This window comes from Vibrio sp. RE88 (assembly GCF_013113835.1).
In the GTDB taxonomy this organism is placed as follows: domain Bacteria; phylum Pseudomonadota; class Gammaproteobacteria; order Enterobacterales; family Vibrionaceae; genus Vibrio.
In genome coordinates this window covers 161,947-185,999 of the sequence record NZ_VTYQ01000002.1, presented here as the reverse complement: position 1 = coordinate 185,999, position 24,053 = coordinate 161,947, and the positions used below count along the sequence as shown (strand labels likewise).

General features: G+C 45.7%; 22 protein-coding genes. 7 read left to right on the top strand and 15 right to left on the bottom strand.

The features are described from left to right. Positions 1–79: 79 nt before the first annotated feature. The 10 genes from F0265_RS04365 to F0265_RS04320 form a co-directional block, all read right to left on the bottom strand. Positions 80–1,126, bottom strand: a complete 1,047-nt coding sequence (locus tag F0265_RS04365) for a GMP reductase (protein ID WP_171747949.1) — start codon at positions 1,124–1,126, stop codon at positions 80–82. A gap of 352 nt (positions 1,127–1,478) precedes the next feature. Next, complete coding sequence (locus F0265_RS04360) at positions 1,479–2,960, bottom strand: NAD(P)H-hydrate dehydratase (protein WP_171747948.1); 1,482 nt, start codon at positions 2,958–2,960, stop codon at positions 1,479–1,481. A gap of 65 nt (positions 2,961–3,025) precedes the next feature. Beyond that, positions 3,026–3,469, bottom strand: coding sequence for a PAS domain-containing protein (locus tag F0265_RS04355; RefSeq protein ID WP_171747947.1), 444 nt, complete (start codon positions 3,467–3,469; stop codon positions 3,026–3,028). Next, positions 3,469–4,473, bottom strand: coding sequence for a response regulator (locus F0265_RS04350; RefSeq protein ID WP_171747946.1), 1,005 nt, complete (start codon positions 4,471–4,473; stop codon positions 3,469–3,471). The genes F0265_RS04355 and F0265_RS04350 overlap by 1 nt, the downstream gene beginning before the upstream one ends. A 188-nt stretch (positions 4,474–4,661) precedes the next feature. After that, complete coding sequence (locus tag F0265_RS04345; protein WP_171747945.1) at positions 4,662–5,792, bottom strand: two-component system response regulator; 1,131 nt, start codon at positions 5,790–5,792, stop codon at positions 4,662–4,664. Continuing rightward, entirely contained in the window at positions 5,785–8,958 is a 3,174-nt protein-coding gene (locus F0265_RS04340; RefSeq protein ID WP_171747944.1) for a response regulator, read from the bottom strand. The genes F0265_RS04345 and F0265_RS04340 overlap by 8 nt, the downstream gene beginning before the upstream one ends. Continuing rightward, positions 8,951–9,535, bottom strand: a complete 585-nt coding sequence (locus F0265_RS04335; RefSeq protein ID WP_082315225.1) for a SpoIIE family protein phosphatase — start codon at positions 9,533–9,535, stop codon at positions 8,951–8,953. The genes F0265_RS04340 and F0265_RS04335 overlap by 8 nt, the downstream gene beginning before the upstream one ends. Position 9,536: 1 nt before the next feature. After that, a complete protein-coding gene (locus F0265_RS04330; RefSeq protein ID WP_171747943.1) occupies positions 9,537–9,959 on the bottom strand; it encodes an anti-sigma regulatory factor in 423 nt (140 codons plus the stop codon). Between the two features lie 3 nt (positions 9,960–9,962). After that, positions 9,963–10,316 carry an STAS domain-containing protein gene (locus tag F0265_RS04325; RefSeq protein ID WP_019275306.1) on the bottom strand — a complete coding sequence of 118 codons (354 nt, stop codon included), beginning with the start codon at positions 10,314–10,316 and terminating at the stop codon, positions 9,963–9,965. A 12-nt stretch (positions 10,317–10,328) separates the two neighbouring features. After that, positions 10,329–11,252 carry a protoglobin domain-containing protein gene (locus F0265_RS04320; protein ID WP_171747942.1) on the bottom strand — a complete coding sequence of 308 codons (924 nt, stop codon included), beginning with the start codon at positions 11,250–11,252 and terminating at the stop codon, positions 10,329–10,331. 242 nt (positions 11,253–11,494) lie between these two features. Here F0265_RS04320 and F0265_RS04315 point away from each other — a divergent pair, with 242 nt between their 5' ends. Beyond that, a complete protein-coding gene (locus F0265_RS04315) occupies positions 11,495–13,051 on the top strand; it encodes a PAS domain-containing methyl-accepting chemotaxis protein (protein ID WP_171747941.1) in 1,557 nt (518 codons plus the stop codon). Between the two features lie 56 nt (positions 13,052–13,107). Here the strand turns inward: F0265_RS04315 and F0265_RS04310 are convergent, their stop codons facing one another. Next, entirely contained in the window at positions 13,108–13,569 is a 462-nt protein-coding gene (locus F0265_RS04310; RefSeq protein WP_171747940.1) for a TetR/AcrR family transcriptional regulator, read from the bottom strand. A gap of 507 nt (positions 13,570–14,076) precedes the next feature. Here F0265_RS04310 and F0265_RS04305 point away from each other — a divergent pair. Both F0265_RS04305 and F0265_RS04300 read left to right on the top strand, forming a co-directional pair. Then, entirely contained in the window at positions 14,077–14,376 is a 300-nt protein-coding gene (locus tag F0265_RS04305) for a YfcZ/YiiS family protein (protein WP_171747939.1), read from the top strand. A 114-nt stretch (positions 14,377–14,490) separates the two neighbouring features. Beyond that, positions 14,491–15,090, top strand: a complete 600-nt coding sequence (locus F0265_RS04300) for a hypothetical protein (protein ID WP_171747938.1) — start codon at positions 14,491–14,493, stop codon at positions 15,088–15,090. Between the two features lie 41 nt (positions 15,091–15,131). Here the strand turns inward: F0265_RS04300 and F0265_RS04295 are convergent, their stop codons facing one another. After that, complete coding sequence (locus F0265_RS04295; RefSeq protein ID WP_006961248.1) at positions 15,132–16,232, bottom strand: 1-acyl-sn-glycerol-3-phosphate acyltransferase; 1,101 nt, start codon at positions 16,230–16,232, stop codon at positions 15,132–15,134. Positions 16,233–16,429: 197 nt separating this feature from the next. On the opposite strand from F0265_RS04295, the gene F0265_RS04290 reads away from it, so the two are divergent. Both F0265_RS04290 and F0265_RS04285 read left to right on the top strand, forming a co-directional pair. Next, positions 16,430–17,032: an AraC family transcriptional regulator gene (locus F0265_RS04290; RefSeq protein WP_171747937.1), complete on the top strand. Its 603-nt coding sequence runs from the start codon at positions 16,430–16,432 to the stop codon at positions 17,030–17,032. A 95-nt stretch (positions 17,033–17,127) separates the two neighbouring features. Further along, complete coding sequence (locus tag F0265_RS04285; protein ID WP_171747936.1) at positions 17,128–18,996, top strand: methyl-accepting chemotaxis protein; 1,869 nt, start codon at positions 17,128–17,130, stop codon at positions 18,994–18,996. Between the two features lie 32 nt (positions 18,997–19,028). Here the strand turns inward: F0265_RS04285 and F0265_RS04280 are convergent, their stop codons facing one another. Beyond that, entirely contained in the window at positions 19,029–20,381 is a 1,353-nt protein-coding gene (locus F0265_RS04280) for an alpha-amylase family protein (RefSeq protein ID WP_171747935.1), read from the bottom strand. 208 nt (positions 20,382–20,589) lie between these two features. On the opposite strand from F0265_RS04280, the gene F0265_RS04275 reads away from it, so the two are divergent. Further along, positions 20,590–21,246 (top strand): DsbA family oxidoreductase, encoded by a 657-nt coding sequence (locus F0265_RS04275; protein ID WP_171747934.1) that lies wholly within the window; start codon positions 20,590–20,592, stop codon positions 21,244–21,246. A gap of 3 nt (positions 21,247–21,249) precedes the next feature. Here F0265_RS04275 and F0265_RS04270 read toward each other — a convergent pair whose 3' ends face one another. After that, positions 21,250–22,152: a DUF808 domain-containing protein gene (locus F0265_RS04270; RefSeq protein WP_171747933.1), complete on the bottom strand. Its 903-nt coding sequence runs from the start codon at positions 22,150–22,152 to the stop codon at positions 21,250–21,252. A gap of 187 nt (positions 22,153–22,339) precedes the next feature. On the opposite strand from F0265_RS04270, the gene F0265_RS04265 reads away from it, so the two are divergent. After that, positions 22,340–23,260 (top strand): M14 family metallocarboxypeptidase, encoded by a 921-nt coding sequence (locus tag F0265_RS04265; RefSeq protein WP_171747932.1) that lies wholly within the window; start codon positions 22,340–22,342, stop codon positions 23,258–23,260. Here F0265_RS04265 and F0265_RS04260 read toward each other — a convergent pair. Next, positions 23,255–24,043 (bottom strand): helix-turn-helix transcriptional regulator, encoded by a 789-nt coding sequence (locus tag F0265_RS04260; RefSeq protein ID WP_216607781.1) that lies wholly within the window; start codon positions 24,041–24,043, stop codon positions 23,255–23,257. The two genes, F0265_RS04265 and F0265_RS04260, sit on opposite strands and share 6 nt — an antisense overlap. Positions 24,044–24,053: the final 10 nt, after the last annotated feature.

The window sequence follows — 24,053 nt, the reverse complement described above, 5'->3', positions numbered from 1 at the left end:
TCGCCACTTTACAATTTTCAGGCAAAAAAAGAGCCGCAAAAAGCGGCTCTTAATAGTTCGAATTTTCCGAAGTATAGGGTTACTTCTCTTTACCGAAAACGTTGTTCTCTTGCTCTTGTACACGGATGAAGGTAGTACGCTTAGTTAGCTCTTTAAGCTTTGCTGCGCCTACGTATGTACAAGTTGAACGTACACCACCAAGGATGTCTGAGATAGTACCGTGAACACTGCCACGGAATGGCAATAGTACGGTTTTTCCTTCAGCTGCGCGGTACTTTGCAACACCACCTGAGTGCTTGTCCATTGCAGACTGAGAAGACATGCCGTAGAACTTCATGAATGTCTCGCCATCTTGTTCGATAACTTCGCCGCCTGACTCTTCGTGACCTGCTAGCATACCGCCAAGCATCACGAAATCTGCACCGCCACCAAATGCTTTTGCAACATCGCCAGCACATGAACAGCCACCGTCACCGATAATCATACCGCCTAAGCCGTGCGCAGCGTCGCCACATTCAATGATTGCAGAAAGCTGCGGATAACCAACACCAGTCTTAACGCGGGTAGTACATACAGAGCCCGGGCCGATACCTACTTTAACGATGTCTGCACCAGCTAGGATAAGCTCTTCACACATGTCACCAGTCACAACGTTACCTGCAGAAATCACTTTATCAGGGAATGCAGCACGTACTTTTTCTACGTACTCGACTAAGTGCTCTGAATAACCGTTGGCGATATCAATACAGATGAAGATAAGGTCATCACTCAGATCCATGATGTCCTTTGTTTTTTGGAAGTCAGCTTCTGAAGTGCCCGTAGAAACAAACACATTGTTTAGCGTGTTCTTGTCTGCTGATTTTACGAATTCAGCCCACTGCTCGACTGTGTAATGTTTGTGGATAGCCGTCATTACACCATGTTCAGCTAGCGCTTTCGCCATTGCGAAACTACCTACAGAATCCATGTTTGCTGCAATCACTGGGGTACCAGACCATTGACGACCGCTATGCTTAAATGTAAACTCGCGGGTTAATTCAACTTGAGAACGACTTTTAAGAGTAGAACGCTTCGGGCGAAATAGTACATCTTTAAAGCCTAACTTAAGTTCTTGTTCGATACGCATGATAAATTTTCCTGTAAGCAAATTTACGTGTCGTGCGTTTTCGGTAAACGTTGGCAGACGCTTTACTGAGTTTCGGACACAAAAAAACCGGAGCGTTGGCAGACGCTCCGGTTTTCAGCATTATAGGTCGTGATTTATTTCTCGCAAGACTGATAATTGCATTTTTTTTGTGATACCATTTTGAAATCTTGCAAACCTAATTTCCCCTCGTATACATCAAACCTCAAACAATCCTTAGCAAACAAAGACTTAACCGCAACAGTTCAACTAATCAAAACCAGAAAGCAATCGTTTACCGAAACCGTTAACGTCGTTAATTTTTGTAAAAAGTACCTTAAAGGCTGCGTGTTCTCTATTTTCCATTAACCAAATGACGAATATGAGGCAACAAATCACTTGCACAAAGTCCACGTTCGCCGTTTTTTTCGACATCCATGTCGGCTGCCAGACTATGAACCATGACCCCTTTCACTGCCGAACTGGTTAAACTTTCACCTTGAGCTAACAAGCCAAGGATGACACCAGTAAGCACATCCCCCATTCCGCCGCTCGCCATGCCCGGATTTCCAGCGTTGCAAACATACGTTTGTTGACCATCGTAGATTAGCGATCCTGCTCCTTTTAACACCACTACACCTCCGAACTTTTGCTGTAGCCTTTTTACTGCGAGGAATCGTTCAGACTCAATTTCACTGACTGAACAGTTAAGTAGCCTCGCAGCTTCCCTCGGATGAGGCGTTAAAATTCGCTGTGCGTCTTTGTGGACATGATTAGCAAGTATATTCAGTCCGTCAGCGTCATATACCTTAGGGAGTTGTTGTTGAGATACCGAATGAAACATCTTCTGCGCGCTAGCATCAGTACCAAGGCCGGGACCAATAGCGATGCAATCGCTCCAGCGTTCTAGCCTTTGCTCATTCACTAAACCCTCTTCCCATGACGACGCAATCACTTCTGGGCACACGACTAGAGACGCCAGCGTATTTTCTGGATGTGTGAGCAATGCAGTGAGACCGGAACCACTCCTCAAGCAAGCTTGGGCGGAAAGCAAAGCTGCGCCGCCCATTCCTCTATTACCGCCAATGATTACGGCTTTACCATGTGTGCCTTTATGTGAGGCTTTTAAACGCGGAAGAAAGGGTTCACAGTCGGACAAATTGTTAAGAAGCAGAGCAGAAGGCGTATTTTGCTGTTCGAAGATATCTTCTACATCTAACCCGTTGAAGTGAATGACTCCGGTATAATCGCGAGCTTGTCCAGTAAACAATCCTTGTTTAAGCCCAATGAATGACACCGTGTGATCAGCTTTTATGCACGCCCCCAATATCTGACCACTATTACTTGATAAACCAGAGGGTAGATCAACGGCTACAGTTGGTGCGTTACCCCGATTTAACCTGTTAATGAGGTCGACACCATCCGGTCTGACGGAACCACTCAACCCAGTTCCGAAAAGTGCATCGACAATACAGTCATAATCGAGCTCGGACGATAACTCCGGTTCATTAGTATCGCCACCAGCAGCACAATAATCTTGATAAGCCGTTAAGGCGTCACCTTTTAATTTTGCTTCCTCAACGGCTCGCCAAAGCGTCACCTGTAGTCCGGCTTCCAATGCGAGTTTACCGACAACATAGCCATCACCACCATTATTCCCACCACCGCATACAATTAACACCTTTCGGCACTCCGGATATTGTTTCATCATGACATCAAATACCGCCTGACCAGCACAAGTCATCAGTTCATACATGGAGATCGATTTGGCTCTCGCCGCTGCGACCTCACCTTGTTTGACTTGTTCTGCCGAATAGAGGGAGATTGGTGAAGACATTGGTTCTCCTAAGATAAAAATAAAGCCAGATAATTTCTGGCTTTATTGCTGAAGATTGCGTCAAACTATTTGTGCTGATTGAGTGATACCAAGGCTTCCGCAGTTGCATCCTGAATCGATAAAAACAATGAACGAATTTCACCCGTCGGCGTTCTCATCGGATTAAGTGTAATGTTTTGGTACATGAATTCCGCCTGCTGAGTCACAGGTCGTACGTTTCTACATTTAAATAGATAGGGGCGCTGCTGCCAAGTAATGAAGCTTCGACAACCTAAGTCATACACAGGTTTGGTCTTCAGTTTAAACCAGTCTTCTGGTATCTCCGGAAACAGTTCAAACAGCGATTTTTCTATCGCATCGTGGGCCTGAACACCACTATGGTGAGTCATAAAGCCATTCCAGACCTGAACCTTGTATTCGCGGTCTACAACAATCAATCCCAAGTCGACGTTCTGTACCATATCCACCATCCAGTGGAATTGCTCAAATTCTGCAGGAAGATTTAACATTAAAAGTCCTCCATCAAGTAAGACAACTTGTTGTCGAGCAAAGGAAGTGACTCATCAACAAACATAAACAATAAGTCGCATCGTATTGAGGTGCCGTCAATGTTGTAACTGACCTCAAACGTCATGGTCTTTTTAAACGAACCCGTTGTGGACTGAATCACGGAGTCAATTGAGATATGTTGGCCTAAAAGCACAGGAGAGCTTTGGAAAAAACGCACCTCTGCTTGCTTACCTAAACCATTCAAAAATGAACCGACAAGAATATTTGAAACATCCATTAGGAGCTCCAACTCTTCCAGCTCCTCACTGTCTGCCGGAACTTTCATGAGTTTTTTAAGGTCGCAAACACTCGAGTCACTTAGCAGCACTAAGGCTTCACCAGCAATACCTTCACCACTAAACCCCTGACACACCCCTGAGACTTGGTCATTTTCCGCCAAGTCACGCAGTGCCATGTGCAGCTCACTCACTTCAAAGATATTGACGTTCGGTAAGGGCAGATGAACAAATACGTCGAAGTGGCGAGCCAGTGCATCGGCGGCACGACCAATAGAAACGTTCGCCACTTCCATATAAATATCGCGTCGGCGAAGAATGGGTAAATCGACAGTAACTGGCGTCACTATTTGCGGCTGGCTTGGTTTTTCAACCAATTCCTTCAGCACCGCATTCAAAGCATCTTTATCAATCGGCTTCTGGATAAACGCTTTCGCACCAAGCGCCATCACTCGCTCTTTCGCTTTGGGCTGGATATCGCCAGACACCACAACGACTTGGATATCAATGCCACGCGTGCCTATTTCTTCGAGTGTCCCAAAACCATCCAATTCGGGCATGGTTAAATCAAGGAACATTAACTTGAAATCATTTTGCTCTAACTGCTCTAAGGCATCCAACCCGTGAACCGCAAAAGTAATATCTGCATTCAATGAAGCAGGTAATGAACGCGCCATTTGCTTTCGAGCTAGCGCGGAGTCGTCACAAATAAGGACAGGAAAAGACATGCATATACCTACTGCTATTCGTGTTACTAATAGTTTCAGTGTAACAGATAGTTAGCTCATCAGGCATGAATCTAAAGAGATTAAACGTATCTGTTTTGAGAACTCCGAGCAGACACGCTAATGCTGCCAAAAGACGCTGAACCTATTACCAACAAATTAAACAAAACAACACCCAATAAAGCCTGAAATTATTCTTCTCCACTAGCTTTCAACTGAAAAGAATCTTCATCAAAACCTTCATCCTTGTACTTAGAAGCAATCTCTTTGAAGGTACTTTCTATGCTAAGAAACACATCGACAATCACCGGCTCAAAATGAGTCCCAGAGCCTTCAGCAATAATTTCCACCGCCTTATCATGAGGGAATGCAGGCTTATAGACCCGTTCAGAAATCAATGCATCGTATACGTCCGCCAACGCCATCAGCCTCGCACTAAGCGGAATGTTTAAACCCGAAATGCCTTCTGGGTAACCACTGCCATCCCATTTTTCCTGATGGCTATAGGCGATTTCTTTAGCGATGGTTAAAAAGTCACATTTAAAGTCGATGGAGTCTTCAACTGTCATTAATACCGCACGTCCTAGCGTCGTGTGGTACTTCATTAAATCAAATTCTTCGTCGGTCAATCGAGCTGGCTTGAGCAATACGCTGTCAGGAATACCTACTTTACCAATATCATGAAGTGGCGCTGACTTGTACAACAAGTCTATCGCTTCTGGCGTCAAAGACTCCGTATAGTGACCAGTTCGCACCAACTCTTCCGCCAACGCTCTAACGTAGTGTTGTGTGCGGCGAATATGATTTCCTGTTTCGTTATCACGCGTTTCTGCCAAAGATGCCATCGCGCCAATCGTCGCATCTTGAAGCATTTCCAGCTCACGAGTACGCTTCCTGACTCGTGCTTCCAGCTCTTCATTTTGCTCAGCCAGTGCATCCATTGCCCCACGCAACCTTAAATGAGTGTTGATGCGAGAGATAAGAATCGGCGGGCTGATGGGCTTGAGAATATAGTCAACAGCTCCAGCAGCAAAGCCACGTTGTTCATCTTCTATTTGCGACTTGGCCGTCAGAAAAATCACTGGAATATCATGGGTTTCTGGGTCCGCAGTTAATCGTTCACAGACTTCATAGCCGTCCATTTCAGGCATCATGACATCGAGCAGAACAATATCAGGTTTCTTCTGCTTGCAAATATTGATCGCCTGAACACCACCTGTCGCTACCAATACGCGATGGTGAGGTTTCAATAAGCCACTGAGTAACACTCGGTTCTCAGCATTATCATCAACAACTAAGACGCTGGTTAGGTGGTCATCCATGGTCTCCCCCAAACACTTTATCCATGTCCAACGGATAAATGCTGGCTGCTTTTCTCAGGGCGACACTGGCAGACAAGAAGTCACAATCGTGAATGCACTTGCAACAAGTGTCGAACTCTTCCGACCCTAGTAAAGTATTGAGGTACAAATAATGCTCGTCAAGGTAATCGATAGCACGAGCATCAAGCTCCTGTAGCAGTAAGTCCAATTGATGAATCACTTTGACACTGTCGTTGTCGAGCTTGTCCTTGGTATTCGTTGGCTGTGGGCGATTGAGCGCATTGCAAATAGCGTTGAAAAACGGCTTGAGATATTCCGATATTTCTCTCTTTAGCTGCTCCAGTGATTCTGTCCGTTCGCCAAAACCTAACTCTTGTTCTAACCTTGACGCGATGTCGGACAAGCGAATGGCCCCAAGATTGGCCGCAGTACCTTTAAGCGTGTGGGTGATCAGTTTTGCGTACTCAAAGTCTCCTTTGTCTAAAGCGACATCAAGTCGATTATCATAATCGTACTCTTTGTCGACCAATTGTGAGAGCAACCGATGATAGAGTGCTTCGTTGCTAGCAACCCGAAGTAGCCCATTTTTGGTATCAAGCGAATCCACCTCTTGGAGGCTTTCAGCCACCGATTTGGCACTTTCTTCAACTAGGGCTTCCCCAGTACGGCCTGAATTGTCACTACTGACTTGAGTATGGTTCTGCGTAACACCACTCTGGCAACATCGCTTGATAGTCGAGAATAGGTGCTCTGGGTCAATGGGTTTAGAGACATGATCGTTCATGCCGATACTCAAACAGCGTTCTCGCTCTTCAACCATGGCGTGGGCAGTCATCGCAATCAGTGGAATGTCATCATAGCGCGCATCACCACGTATGCGTTTGCTGGCTTCATAACCATCCATCACGGGCATTTGCAGATCCATAAAGATGATTTCAAACATCTCTGGCGTGCCGATCTTTGTTTCCAGAGTCTCTATCGCTTCAGCACCATTATTTGCGACGGTAACCACAATACCTTTCTCTTCCATCAGCTCAACTGCGATTTGTTGATTGATCTCGTTGTCTTCAACTAGCAACACTCGAAGCCCTTCTAGTTCCTTGTCTCTTCGGTGTCTACGCGATTGCACGCCGGGCGTTGAGTTATTGTTGGTCGGCCCAAACAAATCCATAATCAAGTCAAACAAGTATGACTGACCAACCGGTTTTGAGAGAAATCCTGCGATATCCAGCTCTTCTACTTCGCTCGAGATATCGTCTTTATCGTAAGCTGTCACGATAACGATTTTTGGCTGATGCTCGCTGATGACTTGCTGGCGAATTTGTTGGCTTGCTTCAATGCCACTCATGGTGGGCATCTTCCAGTCCATAAAGACGAGATCGTATGGCTGCCCTGCATCAGACGCTCTCTTAAGCTCTTCCAATGCCCGCTCACCACTACTGACAAACGTCGGCTTGCACAAGAAGATATCGAGCAAGTCTTCCATGATTAACAGCGCGTGTTCATTGTCATCAACAACCAACGCATGGACATGATTGAGTAAGTCCGGCACAACGATCGGGGTGTAACCGCTTTCCATCACCGCACCGACCACGATGTTGAAGCGGAACGCACTACCCACATTGAGTTCGCTGTCTACCGAAATCTCGCCGCCCATCAGTTCGACTAAGCGGCGGCAGATCGATAAACCCAGCCCAGTACCACCATATTTTCGCGTTGTACTGCCATCCGCTTGAGTAAACGCATTAAACAGCTTGCTCGACTGTTCTTCACTCATCCCAATGCCAGTATCTTTAACCGCAAACCCTAACTCAATTTTGTCGTCCAGCGTGCGAAGCACTTTGACTGAGACCGAGATTTCGCCCTGCTCAGTAAACTTCACTGCATTGTTCACTAGGTTGATAATGATTTGTCCAAGCCTTAATGGATCGCCATATAAGGTTTTAGGCACGTCCCTTGGGATATCAAACAGCAGCTCCAGCCCCTTTTCGAACGCCTTTTGTCCCGTCACCATGGAAACATTATGCAGAACGTCATCAAGGTAAAATTCGATCTCTTCAATGGAGAGTTTACCTGCCTCAATTTTGCTGAAATCAAGAATGTCGTTGATGATACCCAGCAATAGAGAAGCTGAGTTGTGGATCTTAGAGATGTAGTCGTGCTGCTTAGGCGTTAGATCGGTCTTTAACGCCAGATGAGACATGCCAATGATGGCGTTCATCGGTGTGCGAATTTCATGGCTCATATTGGCAAGAAACATGGACTTAATCTCTACCGCTTCTTCTGCCTTCGAACGAGCTTTGTTGAGTTCATCCTCAACTTGTTTTCTTGATGTGACGTCTCGAAGGAACATCGCAATCCGGCACTCATCATCGAAGAGAAACATCGTCATTCCAAGGTCGATTGGAATCGGTTTCTCGTCGCGGGTATACGTCTGCACCTCGAAAAACGCGCCGCTGATCTTGTCTTGATCATCAATCGTAATGTCTTGAGAGAGTAGCTCCGATAACGCCAATGGAAGTTCCGCTTTTAAAAGTTCAAATAAGTTCTGACCTGTCGCCTCTTCAACACTATAACCGTATGTTTCTATTGCCGTTTTATTCCACAAGACTATCCTTTTAAACGCGTCCACAATCACTACGCTAGAAGGAGCCCCTTCAATGATAGTGCGGGATAGCGCTTCGCTGGCTTGCAAATCTCGAGTTCGACGTTCGATCTCCTCTTCTAGCCCTTCTTGGTGAATCGCCAGCTCTCGGTTCTTCATTTGTAATTCATGCATGAGGTCATCACGCGTTTTCTCGGACAGAACATTTTTAATATTGAGAAAATCACTTTCGCTGAGAGATTTGTTGGCATTCAGCGTCCAGACGAGCTCATCTTTCGACTGAGAAATAGCCAGCAGAGGAATCGAAACACGCGGTAGACACTCACCCCCCTCTGCCGATGACCACAAGGTTTGTATACCGTTGTCGTGTATTTTTACTTTGAGTTCAATAGAATCCAACACCGAAAACAACTGGAATAGTATTTCCCCACACAGAAACACCACTTGATCACGGTAATGCCTGTCGTAGCCCATGATATCGAGCACAGAGACCAATTTTCTCCGCAATGCGATGCGAGACTCGTCATCATTCGTGAAACGGAAAGCATGCGGACTATTCATCGGTGTACCTCACAGCAATTGCCGTCGCATCATCATAAGGCTTGCTGAATGTTTCGATGAACTTGGACGACAGATACTCGACGGTTTCGTTGTTCGCATTGGACAACAGTTCAAAATTGATATTTTCTTTGATGCCGTCGGTCGTGAACATGAATACGTCACCGTCAGCAAAAGCAAATTGGAATGGGTGAAGTGTCGGTAACAACTCACCGACTATACCTGGTTGGGCAGGAAATGAACGCTTTTCATTAGCTATCTGGCGAACCAGCGTATTGCCAATTCCGACACCATAAGCAGACTTACTGCCAGCATCAAAGAATACAATCGTGATTGCTGCTCCTATCGAACCAAGAAACGATCTGTGGATCTCAGTAATAAGCCATTCCACGTCTTCACATCCATGCCCTTCGAGAAAGCCTTCTATATCGCGTGCCAACTTCGCCGCTTTGCTTCCGTGTCCAAGAGCATCAATGATGACGACAAGTAAGTCATCGCTGAACTCCTGTATAAAAAAGCCATCTCCAGTTTCTAATTCCCCGAAATACGGTACCGTTCGAGAGCTGTAAGCAAATCCCATCCTACTCTCTCCATTTCACTACCTGAATTCGGGTTCCTTTCCCAGCGCCAGTTTCAATGTCAAACTCATCCACCATTCTCTTCACGCCCGGAAGGCCAAGGCCTAACGATCGGCCAGTCGAGTAGTTTTCTTCAAGCGCTTTATTGATATCCTCAATCCCGGGGCCATTATCTTGTGCAACCACCTTGATGCCCAGTTCATCCTCACCTTCCAACTTCCAAACGGATATCACGCCAGACTGCGCATATCTAATAATGTTAGTCCCTAGTTCAGAAACGACGGTGGAAAGTTCACTAACAGAAGGCGTGCTAAAGCCAAACTGTTTTGCCAGCGTATAGACAGCAATCACAGAACTCATGACATCGGATTCTGTACGCACCTCATAGGTTTCGATAATGTCTTCCACTATGTTAAAAGCCGTCATTTCCTAGCGCTCCAATGCTGCCAAACCATCATCAATATTGTTGACACAGTGCAATAGCTCCGTTTGATACGAAATGTTGACCAACGCCATCGCAATCCCCGGCCGTATTCCAACAAACAGGCAGAGACGTCCCATTACTTCAACGGCACTCACGATGTCCATCAGCGAATCCATGTCCTGTCTGTCGAGCGTTTTTACACCAGACAGATCAATCAACACACCTTTCACCGTGCTGGACTTCACGATCGTATCGAGCAGCTCCTGTCGAAATTCATCCAAAACCGTTTTACTCAGGTCCACTTGAATGGTGGCAATCAGCGCGTGCTTCAATCGGTTTATCGAAATCGACTTATGCATAATGAAACCCGCTTATTGTTCGTCTGAGAACTTCTTCAGACCTTCGACGTTGAGGCCCACTATTTTGAACGCATTTTCAAGTGCATCACGCAAAGTGGCATTCGTTTTGACTTCGCCGACATTAATACCCAGTTGAACCATGGTTTGCGCAATCGAAGGCGATACACCTGAAACAAGGCAATCACACCCCATTAACTTGGTTGCTTTGGTGATTTTAATGAAATGATTCGCTACCGCTGTATCAACGACCGCGACACCTGAAATATCCATGATGAATATCTTGGCTCTGTGTTCGGATATTTTATTGAGCACCGCCGTCATGATGTCCTGGGCCCGTTTGGAATCAATAATACCGACGATAGGCAGCATCAGAATATCTCGCCATATCATGGTCACAGGCGTCGACATCGCCAGAAGTGCTTCACTTTGTTCCGCGATGCGTTTGTTGATTAACCGAGAATAGGTATCAACCACAATCGTGGTATCAAGGTGAAGTAACTTAGTGAAAGCGGTGACTAATGAGCTGTACTCATCGCTGTATAAGCTACCGTCGTACATGCGCTTAGTGAAAATCACCATGGAGATGTTCATGCCAGCGAAATACGTCGGTAGTGGCAATCCAACTCTCGCATGCACTTCACCCACATCCCTGCGCTGTTTGACGTAGATATCATCCACTTTGGCTTCGAAAAATGCGGTCCAATAATGCACTTGTGAATCCTGCACACGTTTGAGCTTTTTCTCATCGCCAAAAAACTGTATGTATTCAGGCTGCTTATCAAGCCAGTCATAGAAATGACGTACATAATCGTCCAGTTTTGGCACCATCATGCTGCCAAATTTTCGAATCAGCGCCAGATCGGCCTCATTGAGGTCATGGAGTTTGAGCAAGCTTTGTGCGCTGGTATAGCTTCCTGCCGAAGAACTAAGCGACATTCCCGCCTCCTTGCGTTTTAGTACTTATGTCCGAGAATGAGCCAAAACAACTAACCCAACCTATTAGTATTAGGGTAGTCAATAAATTCAATTTGTGAGCTACAAGTTGAATAAGAGTGGAATTTAATAACAATTCAATCAATAAATACTTGAGTAATTCTCTCAAGTTTTAAAAATTGTACTTATACTGATTGAGAAGTAACGAGCCATTTTCATTATCTTGTCGATGCGAGGTTAACTCGATGCGCGTAAATGAACCTGTGACCCAAAGAGAAGTCACGTACCCGCCGGAATACAATTTATTGTCCGTCACCAAGACCAGTAGCCATATCACTTATGCCAGTAAAGAATTCTGCGATGTTGCTGGATATACCTTGGATGAACTTGTTGGACAACCACACAATATCGTTCGCCATCCGGACATGCCTCCTGAGGCATTTAAGGATATGTGGGAATTTCTCAAGTCGGGAAAATCCTGGATGGGGCTGGTTAAGAACCGATGCAAAAATGGCGATCATTACTGGGTTGATGCGTTCGCCTCTCCCATCAAGGAAAATGGCAAAATTGTTGAGTATCAGTCAGTACGACTCAGCCCTAATCGTCAACATGTTAAAAATGCTGAAAAGATTTACGCTCAGTTAAAAGCAGGGACAACACCCTTTCAGCTTAAATTACCACGCACTCGCTTATGGCAGCGTCTAGGTGGCGCCTTTTTAGGCTCTGCGATTGTTTCGTCAATCATTGGTTCTTTCGCACCCGGCGCTGCGGTTTGGGTATTCTTTTTACTCGCCACCCTGTCTGGCTTCCTTCTCACCCGGCGCCTAGAGGTGCTATCCGAAGAAGCACGTAAAGTGTTCGATAACCCATTGATGGAGTTGGTTTACAATCAGAGGATCGATGATATTTCCGAGATTTCCCTAGCACTGAAAATGCGCCAATCGGAGATCAATGCCGTTGTCGGCCGGATTCAGGATTCCAATGAGCAAATCGCAACCGCCGCTCAGTCTTCGGCCAATAACTGCGAAACCACAGCAGAGAACCTTGTAGGCCAAACCTCTGAAACCGAACAAGTCGCCGCTGCAATCAATGAAATGCACTCGACTGCGAATGAGATCGCACAAAATGCTCAAAGCGCTTCCGATGCGACTGAGCGAGCTAACGCTGCCGTGGTGGAAGGGAAGTCCTCGGTTGAACAAACGGTTTCATCGATGAATGAGCTTTCTCAGCAATTAGGCGTTGCCTCCGACGTTGTTCAACAATTGTCAGAACATGGCCGAACCATTGGTGAAGTGCTGGTGGTCATTCAGGGCGTCGCAGAACAAACTAATCTACTGGCATTGAATGCTGCCATTGAAGCGGCGCGGGCCGGTGATCAAGGGCGAGGCTTTGCGGTGGTGGCTGATGAGGTTCGAACGCTGGCTCAGCGAAGCCATGAATCTACAGAAGAAATTCAAAACATCATCAACCTTATCCAGACCAGTACTGAAAAAGCGGTTCAAGCTATGGAGGAAGGGAACAAGCTGTCTGACATTTGTGTTGATTGCGCAAGTACATCCGGCGATAAACTGGACGCGCTGTTTGGACAGGTCACAGACATCTCCGATAGGAATAATCAAATTGCGACAGCCATTGAAGAAATGGCCAGAGTAACCGAAGACATGAACTCCAGTGTTCAGTCTATCAGTGAGGTATGCTCCGCCACCAACATACTGGCGAGCGACACACGTGACGAATGTGAAGGGTTAGTCAATAATCTGGACTCCCAAGGCAAGCTGGTTAATCAATTCCGCAAACTCTAAACGCAAAAAAGCCTTCCAACCGGAAGGCTTTTTCAATACTGTAGCGATATATTCGTTTATTTCGCCATACAAACCAGTGATTTACCAATTAGCCATTCTAGCTCTTTGGCACTGTCTGCACCGTATTGCGCTTCAGTCGTTTTGTAAAGACGCTCAATTCCGTTCATTGCAAACTCATGTGTGCTTTGAGAAGTTACAATATGGTGGAATAGCAGACGTAGAATCGCTAGGAACTCTGCGTTGTCTAACGCTTTCACCCAGCTGTCTGAGAAATCTTGCAGACTGTTGTCAAAATTCAGATGCTCTACAAACATCTTGAAGATTCGACCATCTAACGCTGCCGTGAAATCTGTCTTTTTTGGAAAGTGGTGGCTGATACCTGTTCGCGATACACCTGTCTGTTGACTTAGGGTTGTATAAGACATCTTGTCGTAACCCAGACGCAAAAGTTGATCCACTACTGCGTCCATAATCTTCTGAATCGTGATTTCAGTATCTTCTTTACTACGCTTTGGCATGTTCAGGCTCTTCTCTCTGTAAATCCATCTAACTCAAACGAGTCAATAATGATGCCTATTAGATATCTTACATGACACCTGCTTTGGCCTCAGAGGATCCCATACGGGAACCTAATGAAACCATCGTACCATATAATACGAACGGCGTCTTAGATGGAGCACACAATGTCGTGTAAGATAACTTTTCATAAATCACAACATCAGCACGATTTATAAAAGCAATAAGCATTATCTTTCATTTATATAATTTGGCTCACGATAATCATACAAATCGGACTTGCTTACAACTAACTGCACACCATCCTGACTCGATAATGACATGATATTTCGCAACAACATGACTAACGTCACATTATTTGACAGGTTTATCAATTCTCATCCATTTGTTTAACGCTCTTATAACATAGCATCTTGTTCAGGGCTCATTTTTGGAGCCGATGTATTTTTATGGATCACCTTCAAATAACTCGATAAAATATCCATAATTTTTGTAAGAGGATTGTCGTAATGAGCACAGAACGAGAACAAGCTGACGTATGTGAAGCATGTGGTTGCGCTGGCGAAATGGGCTTTATTATCAAAGAAGGGGATGACGTCGCAGAAGTGACGATTTTTGCCCAAGGTAAAGCTCTTCTCGAAGCGGAACTGAATAAGTACGTTGAATTGGCAGAGCAGGTCTGCGAAGGCGTGCAGTATGAGATGTCTGCTATTGAAGAAGATGCTACCGAGCTAACGGCCCGATTCAAATTCGAAGTCAGTGCGGAAAAACTGATTTTTGAACTAAAGACTCGCTCTCTAGCGCGCTAAGCTATTAAAAAAGCGGACATTCAGTCCGCTTTTTTGTTCGCTCCACCATATCTGTATTGACCCAAACCAAACTCCTCATTAATACTTAGGGCAAATCATTGTCTGGATTGTCTTATGAAGCACTGGCTTCTGCCTTCTCTCTTAGTGTTGCTGTCTGCACCTGCGCTCAGTGAGCCGATTGATCACTATCGTATTCTCAATCATCTGGATAATTATGGAAATCTGGATCTACGAAACAAACCTTATAAAGAGCTGCCATCGGGTTTAGTTGTAAAAGGTAACCTCAATATTGCTAAGACCAGCATTAAAGAGATTCCTCAAGGCGTGGATATTCAAGGCAGCCTAGATGCTTCTAACAGTCAGCTCAAAAAGATAGCAAAAGGCGTCAATATTAAGGGATATGCCAACTTACTTGCGTCGCAAATTGTTCATTGGCCAGCAGGCATCAAAGTCGGCGGATACGTCAATTTAACCGACACCCCCTTAACCAAACTCCCTCCCCGCTTTAAGGTGAAAGGTGACTTAAGTGTGATTAGAACACCACTAGAGTCGTTACCGGAGGGGTTAACAGTAGAGGGAAATCTCTATATTGGTGGGTCAAAAATCACTGAGTTTCCAGATAAGATGACAGTCAAAGGCAACATATTCTTAGGTGGAAACCGAATAACCAAGTGGCCTTCTCAGCTCGACCTTGGTGGTGCAGTGGCACCTTAACCAATAGTAAAAAGGACGCTCATCGCGTCCTTTCTAGTTTCTTAACTTTGGTTTTTAACCGGATTGGCGTAACTTGCGACCAAATAAGACTGAGCGCCTTCCGGAAGCTGGTTCAGTTTGCCAGCCAAAACGTCTTTAACCTGCTGTTCGACTTGCTCATCACCTGCCGCCAATTCATTAATTGGGAACAGTTTATAGTTATCGTGTATCTGGCGATCAATTTCTTCTGCCAGAGCTTCTGGTGATTCGAACTCGTCACCAATCACATCACCAAATGCAACATGGATACGACCTTTGTCACCCACGATACCCTGAATGATGCTTTCGATATCTTCAAATTCGCCTTTTTCATACGTGCCACTTGTGGCCTTCTCAAAAAGCTCACGCGCTTTAGCAATATCACAAGGGTCATTTTCATAAGAGATCGCAACAGGGACAATTCTTAGCGACTTGATGTACTCTGCGAACTCTAACTTCTGCTTACGACCTTCAACGTGGAACATCTTTAGAATCGCCGGATCGGTAAAGTCATTACCATCTTTCGCACGACCTTCCTTCTGAGCTATCCAGATTGAGTTCCCCGTATCCAACGAATGTTTGATGTAGCCTGACAAAGTACCTAGCGCCTTCATCATTTCACGAGGGCCTTTTGCAGAGCGCTTAACAATAAAGCTCTTGTTCAGCTTCATCAGCTCAGTTGCACACGGCTTTTTCAGTAGGTTGTCACCAATAGCAATACGTACGGTTTTATGATCACTCTGGTGTAGACCGTAGTTAACCAATGCTGGATCCATGGCGATATCACGGTGGTTGGAGACAAATAAGTAAGACGTCTGCTTATCCAGCTTATCCAAACCTGAGTACGTTACGCCCTTAGTTGTTGAATTCAATGTCTGCTCAAGGTACTTCTTTACTTCCATCTGAATCGCTTCAACGGAGTTCAGTTTAGACCACTTCATCTTGAGGTAGACTTTAACGATGGGTGACATCAACGCTTTAAACCAACCTGCATGGTTTGCAAATCGATGTTGTAGAATCGCGCTGATGAATTCTTCATCGTTAATCAGGCGGTCAATCGCCGCTGGAATTTCTTCGTCATTGTATGGACGAATTTCAACAAAAGGGTCGTTTTTAGAAGTCATTTCTTATTACATCTGATAAAAAGCTGGCCTATTCTACGCGGAGATGGGGGGATTAACAGCTATACTTCTCTCATAATCAAAAAGGTCAGACCAGAATAAAATCACCGTTTTTGTAGAAAGTCGGAGTTAAGTTGGCTTTTTCTGCAAGAAACGTTAACCTTAGCGCCCCTTGAGCATACAAGAATATGAGCAATTTCATGCACTACGCAATCTCGCATAACAAGAGTGACTTTCAGCATCTAACCATGACTCCCCGCAAGAAGAGTATCAAGCACATGTTGCTCAAAGTTGAACAAGGTTTAGCACTGATGAAACTCGGAAAATCTGAGTATGCGATTGAAGCGGGCCAGACAGTTTGGATTCCGTTTGATGTTTTGTGTGCATTGACCTTTTTCCCTCAAACTCAAATTCAGCAAGTGGAAGTCTCTTGTCGTGTCACAACGTCACTGCCAAAACAAGGTGGTTTTGTCACCCTTAATGAGTTAACTAACGCTTTGTTAAATAGACTGAAGGTGATGGAGGAAACTCACGAAGCTCAAAGAGACATTCTAACTGTATTGCAAGCCGAGCTGTCCACCTTAAAGCCGCAGTTAAAAGAGAGCAAGTTAACCCAATTAATTGACCAATGGGCACCGAACACCGACAGCAAACTGTTGGCAGAGCAACAACTCGTTTTGACGGTTCGTGAAGCTTATAAGCGAATGAAGTCCGGTAAGAAGCGAGAGCAGATCATTGCCGACCTGTTTGACAACAATGAGGCGATGTACTCACAAATTGAGCAAGCAATTCTGGGTAAATAGCAGAAAACTTAACTAAGTTACTGGCTGATTGTCGATTTCGTAACTATAAATCTATAAATATCCTCTATATTTGTAGATAAAATAGGAAGGCGAATATGAAATTCAGCCATAAAATTGTGGCAGCATCCTCTCTCCTCTTACTGGCCACAGTAACGTTGCTCACCCTACAGCAGTACTACACCGTTCAATCCGAAATTAAATCTCAGGTTACATCAAGTGTGACAGAAATCGTCGATGGCGTCCGAGACACCACCGCCGCTGAGATTAATGGCCGAAAAGCCATCGCCAATTACGCGACCAGCATGCTGGAAGCCAATCTATCCCCTGAAGCTATTTCTACCGTCATCACTCGCCCGATTGTGAAGGACACATTCCTTTTGGTCGGTTTGGGATTCGAAAAGGATGGCTCTAATATAAACAATGACCCTTCGTGGAACCCTGGCACCAGCTGGGATCCCCGAGCCCGTCCTTGGTACATTGACGCCAAAAACGCAGGCAAACTCATTATCACTGCCCCTTATGCCGATTCTGCGACTGGCGAAATTCTGGTGTCCATTGCGACCCCTGTGAACGACAACGGTAGGTTCATCGGAGCAATCTTCTACGATGTCAGCCTTGCAGGATTAGCCGATGTCGTAAACAAGGTGCAGCTCTTCAATGCAGGGTACGTATTTATTGTTGCAGGTGACGGCACAACTATCGCCCACCCGCAAACCGATTTAAACGGCAAACCGATGAAAGATTTCTTAGGTGACGCTGGTATTCAGGATGACCCGCAGCAGGTCTCGATTGATGGCAAAGACTACACACTAGATTTCTCAAAAGTACCAGGTGAAGACTGGTATATAGGTGTCGTTCTCGATGAAGAGATTGCCTACCAATCCTTAGCCGACTTACGTAACAGTTCGATTATTTACACCGTCGTTGCGTTAGCCATTAGTATCGTAATTCTTCTTGTATTAATGACCGCGCTAATGCGTCCACTTGGTACACTAAACGCGGCGATTCAAGACGTTGCATCAGGCGAAGGAGACCTGACTCAACGCCTAGATACGAGTACAGACCAAGAGTTTTCTTCACTCGCAGAAAACTTCAATACTTTCACTAGCACACTTCAACAGCAAATCATTCAGTCAAAAGCCATTGGTGAAGAGATCTTGCGCGGTTCTGAAATGACTTCCATGGGTCTACAAGAATCTGCTGCTGCGATGCAAGATCAGTTGAGAGAGCTTGAACAGCTTGCAACCGCGATGCATGAGATGGCAACCACCTCAGGCGACGTAGCCAATAACGCTCAGGGCGCCGCCTCTGCTGCAAAAGATGCTGACGAAGCCACAGAAGTGGGTACACGTGTAGTAGGCGACACGACGACTTCAATTACTGAGCTGTCGCAGCGCATTGATGAAGCAGTAGAAGAAGTGAAAACTCTGGAATCGGCGACAGACAACATCGAAACCATCTTGAAAGTAATCAATGACATCGCCGACCAAACCAACCTATTGGCACTTAACGCAGCCATTGAGGCGGCACGTGCTGGTGAGTCTGGCCGAGGCTTCGCGGTAGTTGCTGATGAAGTTCGAACGCTGGCTCAGAGAACTCAAGAATCCACCACAGAAATCCGCAATATGATTGAGCAACTACAATCTGGTGCAACAGCGGTGGCAAATGCGATGAATATGAGTAAGGAGACTGCGAGCGGTGCTGTACTTCGTGCAGAAGAAGCCAACACTGCCCTAAACAGCATTCGCGATGCAATTCAGAGCATTAGCGATATGAACATTCAAATCGCTTCAGCCGCAGAGGAGCAAAGCTTAGTTGCTGAGGAAATAAACAACAATACAGTTAAAATCAAAGACCTGTCTGTTCAGGTGGCCGATGCAGCTGAGAACGCCAACATTGCCATGCAGGCTCAAACCGAGAACATTCGCGAACAGGATGCCATTCTCAACAAGTTTAAAGTGTAAACGCTCTTGCCCTCCTAATTGGGAGGGCTTTTTCATTCAGCCACCAGCATCAAACTTTCTTCTCCGGACACTGTAACGTTTAACGTCCCCTTCTGAGCTTGATATTTCTCACCGGAAAGCAAATCTAACCATTCACCACTTGCTGCTATTTGTACTTTCTGAGGGCGTTTAGATTTGTTGATCACCACGACGCCTTCCTCTCCTCGCGCAAATGCAAGTAAATCTTCCGATGCTTCAATCACCTGCATCGTTTTGCCATGCATTAAATTATAAAAGCGAATCCGGGCAATCATTCGCTCATCATTCCAAGCGTCTATCCAACGCGGTTTCCCATCCGTTCCTTTCAAACCGCTGGTATCAAGATCGGTATAAACCAATGGGACACCACCATCTCTGCCCAAGATATAGCTGTACGCCAGCCATTCTGTTCTGTCTGGCATCACTAAGTTAGCAAACACATCGTTGTTAGGTATGTCATGAGTAATAGCGAAGGTAATGGCTCGATTCTCTGAAAGCGCTTGGCCGAAACAATAAGGGTTGACCAAGCTTTTAAGACTTCCCTTCGCTTCAAATGCATCAAACATGGTCTGGAATAACGGAAAATCATACGCCCCCAAACGTGTTTCAGCCAAAAACGGTTCGAGAAAAATGTCATACTCAGGCTTGGTGGCTCCACCGTCCGTGATGATTTCACCAAAGATATGAATACCTTCAGAGATATCTTTGCTCCAGACCTGCTGCAAATGTTCTAGAGTCATGTGCTTGGCCGCATCGATTCGAAAACCTTTCACACCAAGCGCTTTCAGCGCCTTAAGATAATGTTGCTGCTGTTTAACGACGTGCTCATGCACTCGCAGAGTTGGCAAACCCGGATCCGTTGGCCCTCCGGTTATGCGGCCATTTTGCACCTGCCACTTGTCCTGCCAATCTTCAATACCGAACGCTTCAACAAAATCATCTTCAATAAATAGAGGTTTGCTGAGATCGCCGAATAGTTTTATCTCTTCGTAGTAATCGGAATCGCTTTGGTAGGACTCCAGAACTTCTTTAGCCGGATATTGCAGATCCAATCGCTGATGGGATTCGTTCGCCATGTGGTTAAACACTACATCCGCATACACATAGATAGAGCGCTGATTCAGCGCGTCGACCATACTTGTAAAGTCTTGTGTGTTGCCCAGTTGGTTATCAATTACGCGATAATCTTGTGGCTGATAACGCTGCCACCACTTTGTACCTTGTGCTTGTTTTAAAGACTTCATCGGAGGAGAAACCAGCACAGATTTATAACCCGCCGCAACGATCTCATCAGCGCGTTGAGCAACTAATGCATACGGCCAGTCGAAGGCATGAAGAATGACGTTGGCTGTCTTAAAAGCGGTCATGTCATGTTCCTTAAATTCAATTTCCATAATCATCTGTCCATTCACAGATGAAGAGTTGAAACAATTATAATGACCCGCGACTTTTTTTCTTCACCCCTAGAAAGCGGAATGGGTGTAGTAGTTCTAAGGCGTAGAATTTGAACTATTTATAAATTTAATTATCCTCACTCGCTATAATGAGATATGAAACTAGAAAAAGGCGTCAATCATGAAAAGTGTCCGCATAGACATAGTGTCAGATGTAGTTTGCCCGTGGTGTATCATAGGATACAAACGGCTAGAGCAAGCACTAATGGCGCTATCAGACAGCATTGAGGCTGAGATACATTGGCATCCATTCGAGTTAAACCCCGCAATGAAGCCAGAAGGCCAGAACCTGCGTGAACACTTAGCAGAGAAATACGGTACGTCGCTAGAAGCAAGCATATCGGCACGTCAAACTATTGCCTCACTAGGTGAAGAACTCGGGTTTGAATTTAATTTCACCGATGAAATGCGCATCTACAACACTCGTAAAGCCCACCAACTTCTGTTGTGGTCGCAATCGCAGGATTTGCAGCTTGATCTCGAAATCGCCATGTTCCACGCGTATTTTACCGATGGTAAAGACGTCAGTGACGCGAACGTGTTACTTGATATAGCGGAATCATTCGGACTGGAGCGAGAAACCTGTCAGGCCGTTCTGGATGACAGCAGTTGGGAGGAGACGGTCGCCTCAACGGAGCAACAGTGGCTCGAAGCTGGAATCAATGCGGTGCCTGCCATCATTATTGACCGCAAGCACCTGATTTCAGGCGCTCAGAGCAGTGATATTCTGGTTGAAGCACTAAAAGAAATAACTCAGCAAAAGAGTGATGTCGACTGAAATCTAGCTGTGTTGGCGAATTTTACCAATAACACCCCATACCAAGACAATCAGTACGCCTGCGACAACACCAATTAGGCCATTCAGTATTGATGGGAACAAGGCTTTCGCTAACGTCAGGTTGGGTAGGTTTAGTAATACCGGCTCAATCCAATGGTGAATCGCTGGCACATTGTGTACCACGATACCACCGCCAACTAAAAACATGGCCGCAGTACCAACGACCGCGAGAAACTTCATTAACTTTGGTGCGAACACAATTAAACCTTTACCGATTGACGCCCTGATACCCTGCCCTTTAGAAATGCGATTGAGATAAAATCCGAGGTCATCCAGCTTAACAATGGCAGCAACTAAGCCATAAACACCGATTGTCATTAAGACCGCAATCAGGCTAACGACAATAATTTGCGTCAACATTGAGTGACCTTGAACGGTACCGAGTGCAATCACAATAATTTCAGCGGATAAGATAAAGTCAGTGCGAATCGCACCTGCCACTTTCCTCTGCTCATAATCCTCGATGGAGCCAGTCGGTATCTCCTCTTCGGCTTCCGTTTCTTCACTGGAGTGAAACAACTTCTCCACCAGCTTTTCAGCGCCTTCAAAACACAGGAATAATCCACCGAGTAAAAGCAAAGGCATGATCAGCCATGGTGCTAGTGAGCTCATTAATAATGCCGCAGGGACCAAAATTAACTTGTTGCGAAAAGAGCCTTTAGCAACACTCCAAACGATAGGAATTTCGCGCTCCGCGGCAACACCAGACACTTGCTGCGCATTAAGCGCTAAATCGTCACCCAGCACACCAGCGGTTTTCTTTGCCGCCACTTTGGACATCAAAGCAACATCATCTAACACCGTAGCGATGTCATCTAACAGGGTTAACAGACTCGCACCCGCCATTTATTTTCTCTTAGAACTAAGACATGTAACCAAATGTAACATTGACTACATCGAACTTAAACCGAATTCTCGTCAGTAATGCGTCAATAACAACACTCTGGTTATTGGTTGAACTTATATTGATTGCTTCCCCAAAATGGGCGTTTTATGCTGTCGCCCACATCCCATAACAAACATAGGCAAAGTAATGCACAGTTCTTACTCTTACCCTATCGGAACACCTGGTCAAAAATGGCAAGACGCCGAGCGACTGGCTTGGCGCGAACAAACCACCATCAAACGTGAATACCAACAAGAAGTGGTTCCAAAGATTCAAGCCCTACAAGAAAGGTTCGATATCGAACAGTATGGCGCGCTCTCCTACGACCCAAACCGCTACCCACTTTTTTGCATTAAAAGTAAGAACTGGGACAGCGCAAAACCCGTTGTTCTGGTGACAGGTGGCGTTCATGGGTATGAGACCAGTGGTGTGCATGGTGCACTCAAATTTGCTGACACTCAGATGGAAAAATACGCTGAGCACTTCAACATCATCGTCGCACCGTGTGTCAGCCCATGGGGTTACGAGACAATCAATCGCTGGAACCCGTTAGCGATTGACCCGAACCGCTCTTTCTATGAAAACAGCCCGGCAGAAGAATCTGCTAATCTAAGAAAGCTTGTGGCATCAATAGGACAAGACGTCTTGGTTCACATTGATTTGCATGAAACGACCGACACCGACGAAACTGAATTCAGGCCTGCTCTGGCTGCCCGTGATGGTATTGAGTATATCGAAGGTATGATTCCCGATGGCTTCTACACGGTAGGTGATACGGAAAACCCTCAACCTGAGTTTCAGGCGGCAGTGATTGAGTCGGTTAGAAAAGTGACTCATATTGCTCCCGCTGACGACAAGGGCGAAATCATTGGCTCAGCCGTCGTACAGGATGGCGTCATCAACTACCCGATGGTCAAACTTGGCCTATGTGGCGGTGTCACTAACTGCACTTACGGCACCACCACCGAAGTCTACCCTGATAGCCCCAAAGTGACCCATGAAGAGTGCAACGACGCTCAGGTTGCAGCTATCGTAGGCGGATTGGATTTCGTCATCAAAAAGCTATAACAGCTTACTCTTATACTGCTCCGGGGTCTGCCCGGAGTATTTCTTAAACATCGCGATAAACGGACTGGCTTGGTTGTAGCCTAGCGTCAAAGCGACTTCTTTCACCGAATGACCCTTTCTGAGCAAATCCATTGAGTATAAATAGCGTACTCTCAGCCTCCACTCAGTAAAGCTCATCCCTAACTCAGACTGACAGTGCCTTGCCAAGGTACGCTCTGTGGTATGCACCTTCTCAGCCCACTCTGACAGACTGGTGTTATCAATCGGGTTTTCTTCCACTTCAGCCAATATTCTTGCTAGGTATTTATTATCTGAAGATGGCAGAAAATGATGCTGAGTATCTCGTGTCGCCAGTTGATCCAGTAAAACCTGCACTAAGCGTTTATCTTGCTCTGTTTGCGCCACATTTATCCCTCGCTGACGAAAGTCATCAATGATTGAGGACACGATAGGCGTAATTTTGATCAAACTGGTACAGTCGGGAAAGTGTGTGGTCAGCTCTTGTGCTACGTTCAGTGAACAATACGACAGTGGCTTACGATTGTAACTGGTGTGCATGACACCTGCGGGCACCCAGATAGCGAGATGCGGCGGCGCAAGAAATCGAGTGCCTTCCGCCTCCATTTCCAGAATACCGCCACTAATAAGCTGAACTTGGCCCCATGGATGGCTATGCATTCTGGTTTCCGTGTTCGACAGGAATGCTTCAAAATTCATAAATACATCTGATGGTGCCTTATCGATTGATAAGGAGGGGTGAAGATGTTTGACCGATTTTCTCAAATTTGTCTTC

Bases quoted from the DNA above. Each gene is read 5' to 3' on its own strand.
- F0265_RS04365 (WP_171747949.1), bottom strand. From the start codon at position 1,126: ATGCGTATCGAACAAGAACTTAAGTTAGGCTTTAAAGATGTACTATTT.
- F0265_RS04360 (WP_171747948.1), bottom strand. From the start codon at position 2,960: ATGTCTTCACCAATCTCCCTCTATTCGGCAGAACAAGTCAAACAAGGT.
- F0265_RS04355 (WP_171747947.1), bottom strand. From the start codon at position 3,469: ATGTTAAATCTTCCTGCAGAATTTGAGCAATTCCACTGGATGGTGGAT.
- F0265_RS04350 (WP_171747946.1), bottom strand. From the start codon at position 4,473: ATGTCTTTTCCTGTCCTTATTTGTGACGACTCCGCGCTAGCTCGAAAG.
- F0265_RS04345 (WP_171747945.1), bottom strand. From the start codon at position 5,792: ATGGATGACCACCTAACCAGCGTCTTAGTTGTTGATGATAATGCTGAG.
- F0265_RS04340 (WP_171747944.1), bottom strand. From the start codon at position 8,958: ATGAATAGTCCGCATGCTTTCCGTTTCACGAATGATGACGAGTCTCGC.
- F0265_RS04335 (WP_082315225.1), bottom strand. From the start codon at position 9,535: ATGGGATTTGCTTACAGCTCTCGAACGGTACCGTATTTCGGGGAATTA.
- F0265_RS04330 (WP_171747943.1), bottom strand. From the start codon at position 9,959: ATGACGGCTTTTAACATAGTGGAAGACATTATCGAAACCTATGAGGTG.
- F0265_RS04325 (WP_019275306.1), bottom strand. From the start codon at position 10,316: ATGCATAAGTCGATTTCGATAAACCGATTGAAGCACGCGCTGATTGCC.
- F0265_RS04320 (WP_171747942.1), bottom strand. From the start codon at position 11,252: ATGTCGCTTAGTTCTTCGGCAGGAAGCTATACCAGCGCACAAAGCTTG.
- F0265_RS04315 (WP_171747941.1), top strand. From the start codon at position 11,495: ATGCGCGTAAATGAACCTGTGACCCAAAGAGAAGTCACGTACCCGCCG.
- F0265_RS04310 (WP_171747940.1), bottom strand. From the start codon at position 13,569: ATGCCAAAGCGTAGTAAAGAAGATACTGAAATCACGATTCAGAAGATT.
- F0265_RS04305 (WP_171747939.1), top strand. From the start codon at position 14,077: ATGAGCACAGAACGAGAACAAGCTGACGTATGTGAAGCATGTGGTTGC.
- F0265_RS04300 (WP_171747938.1), top strand. From the start codon at position 14,491: ATGAAGCACTGGCTTCTGCCTTCTCTCTTAGTGTTGCTGTCTGCACCT.
- F0265_RS04295 (WP_006961248.1), bottom strand. From the start codon at position 16,232: ATGACTTCTAAAAACGACCCTTTTGTTGAAATTCGTCCATACAATGAC.
- F0265_RS04290 (WP_171747937.1), top strand. From the start codon at position 16,430: ATGCACTACGCAATCTCGCATAACAAGAGTGACTTTCAGCATCTAACC.
- F0265_RS04285 (WP_171747936.1), top strand. From the start codon at position 17,128: ATGAAATTCAGCCATAAAATTGTGGCAGCATCCTCTCTCCTCTTACTG.
- F0265_RS04280 (WP_171747935.1), bottom strand. From the start codon at position 20,381: ATGACCGCTTTTAAGACAGCCAACGTCATTCTTCATGCCTTCGACTGG.
- F0265_RS04275 (WP_171747934.1), top strand. From the start codon at position 20,590: ATGAAAAGTGTCCGCATAGACATAGTGTCAGATGTAGTTTGCCCGTGG.
- F0265_RS04270 (WP_171747933.1), bottom strand. From the start codon at position 22,152: ATGGCGGGTGCGAGTCTGTTAACCCTGTTAGATGACATCGCTACGGTG.
- F0265_RS04265 (WP_171747932.1), top strand. From the start codon at position 22,340: ATGCACAGTTCTTACTCTTACCCTATCGGAACACCTGGTCAAAAATGG.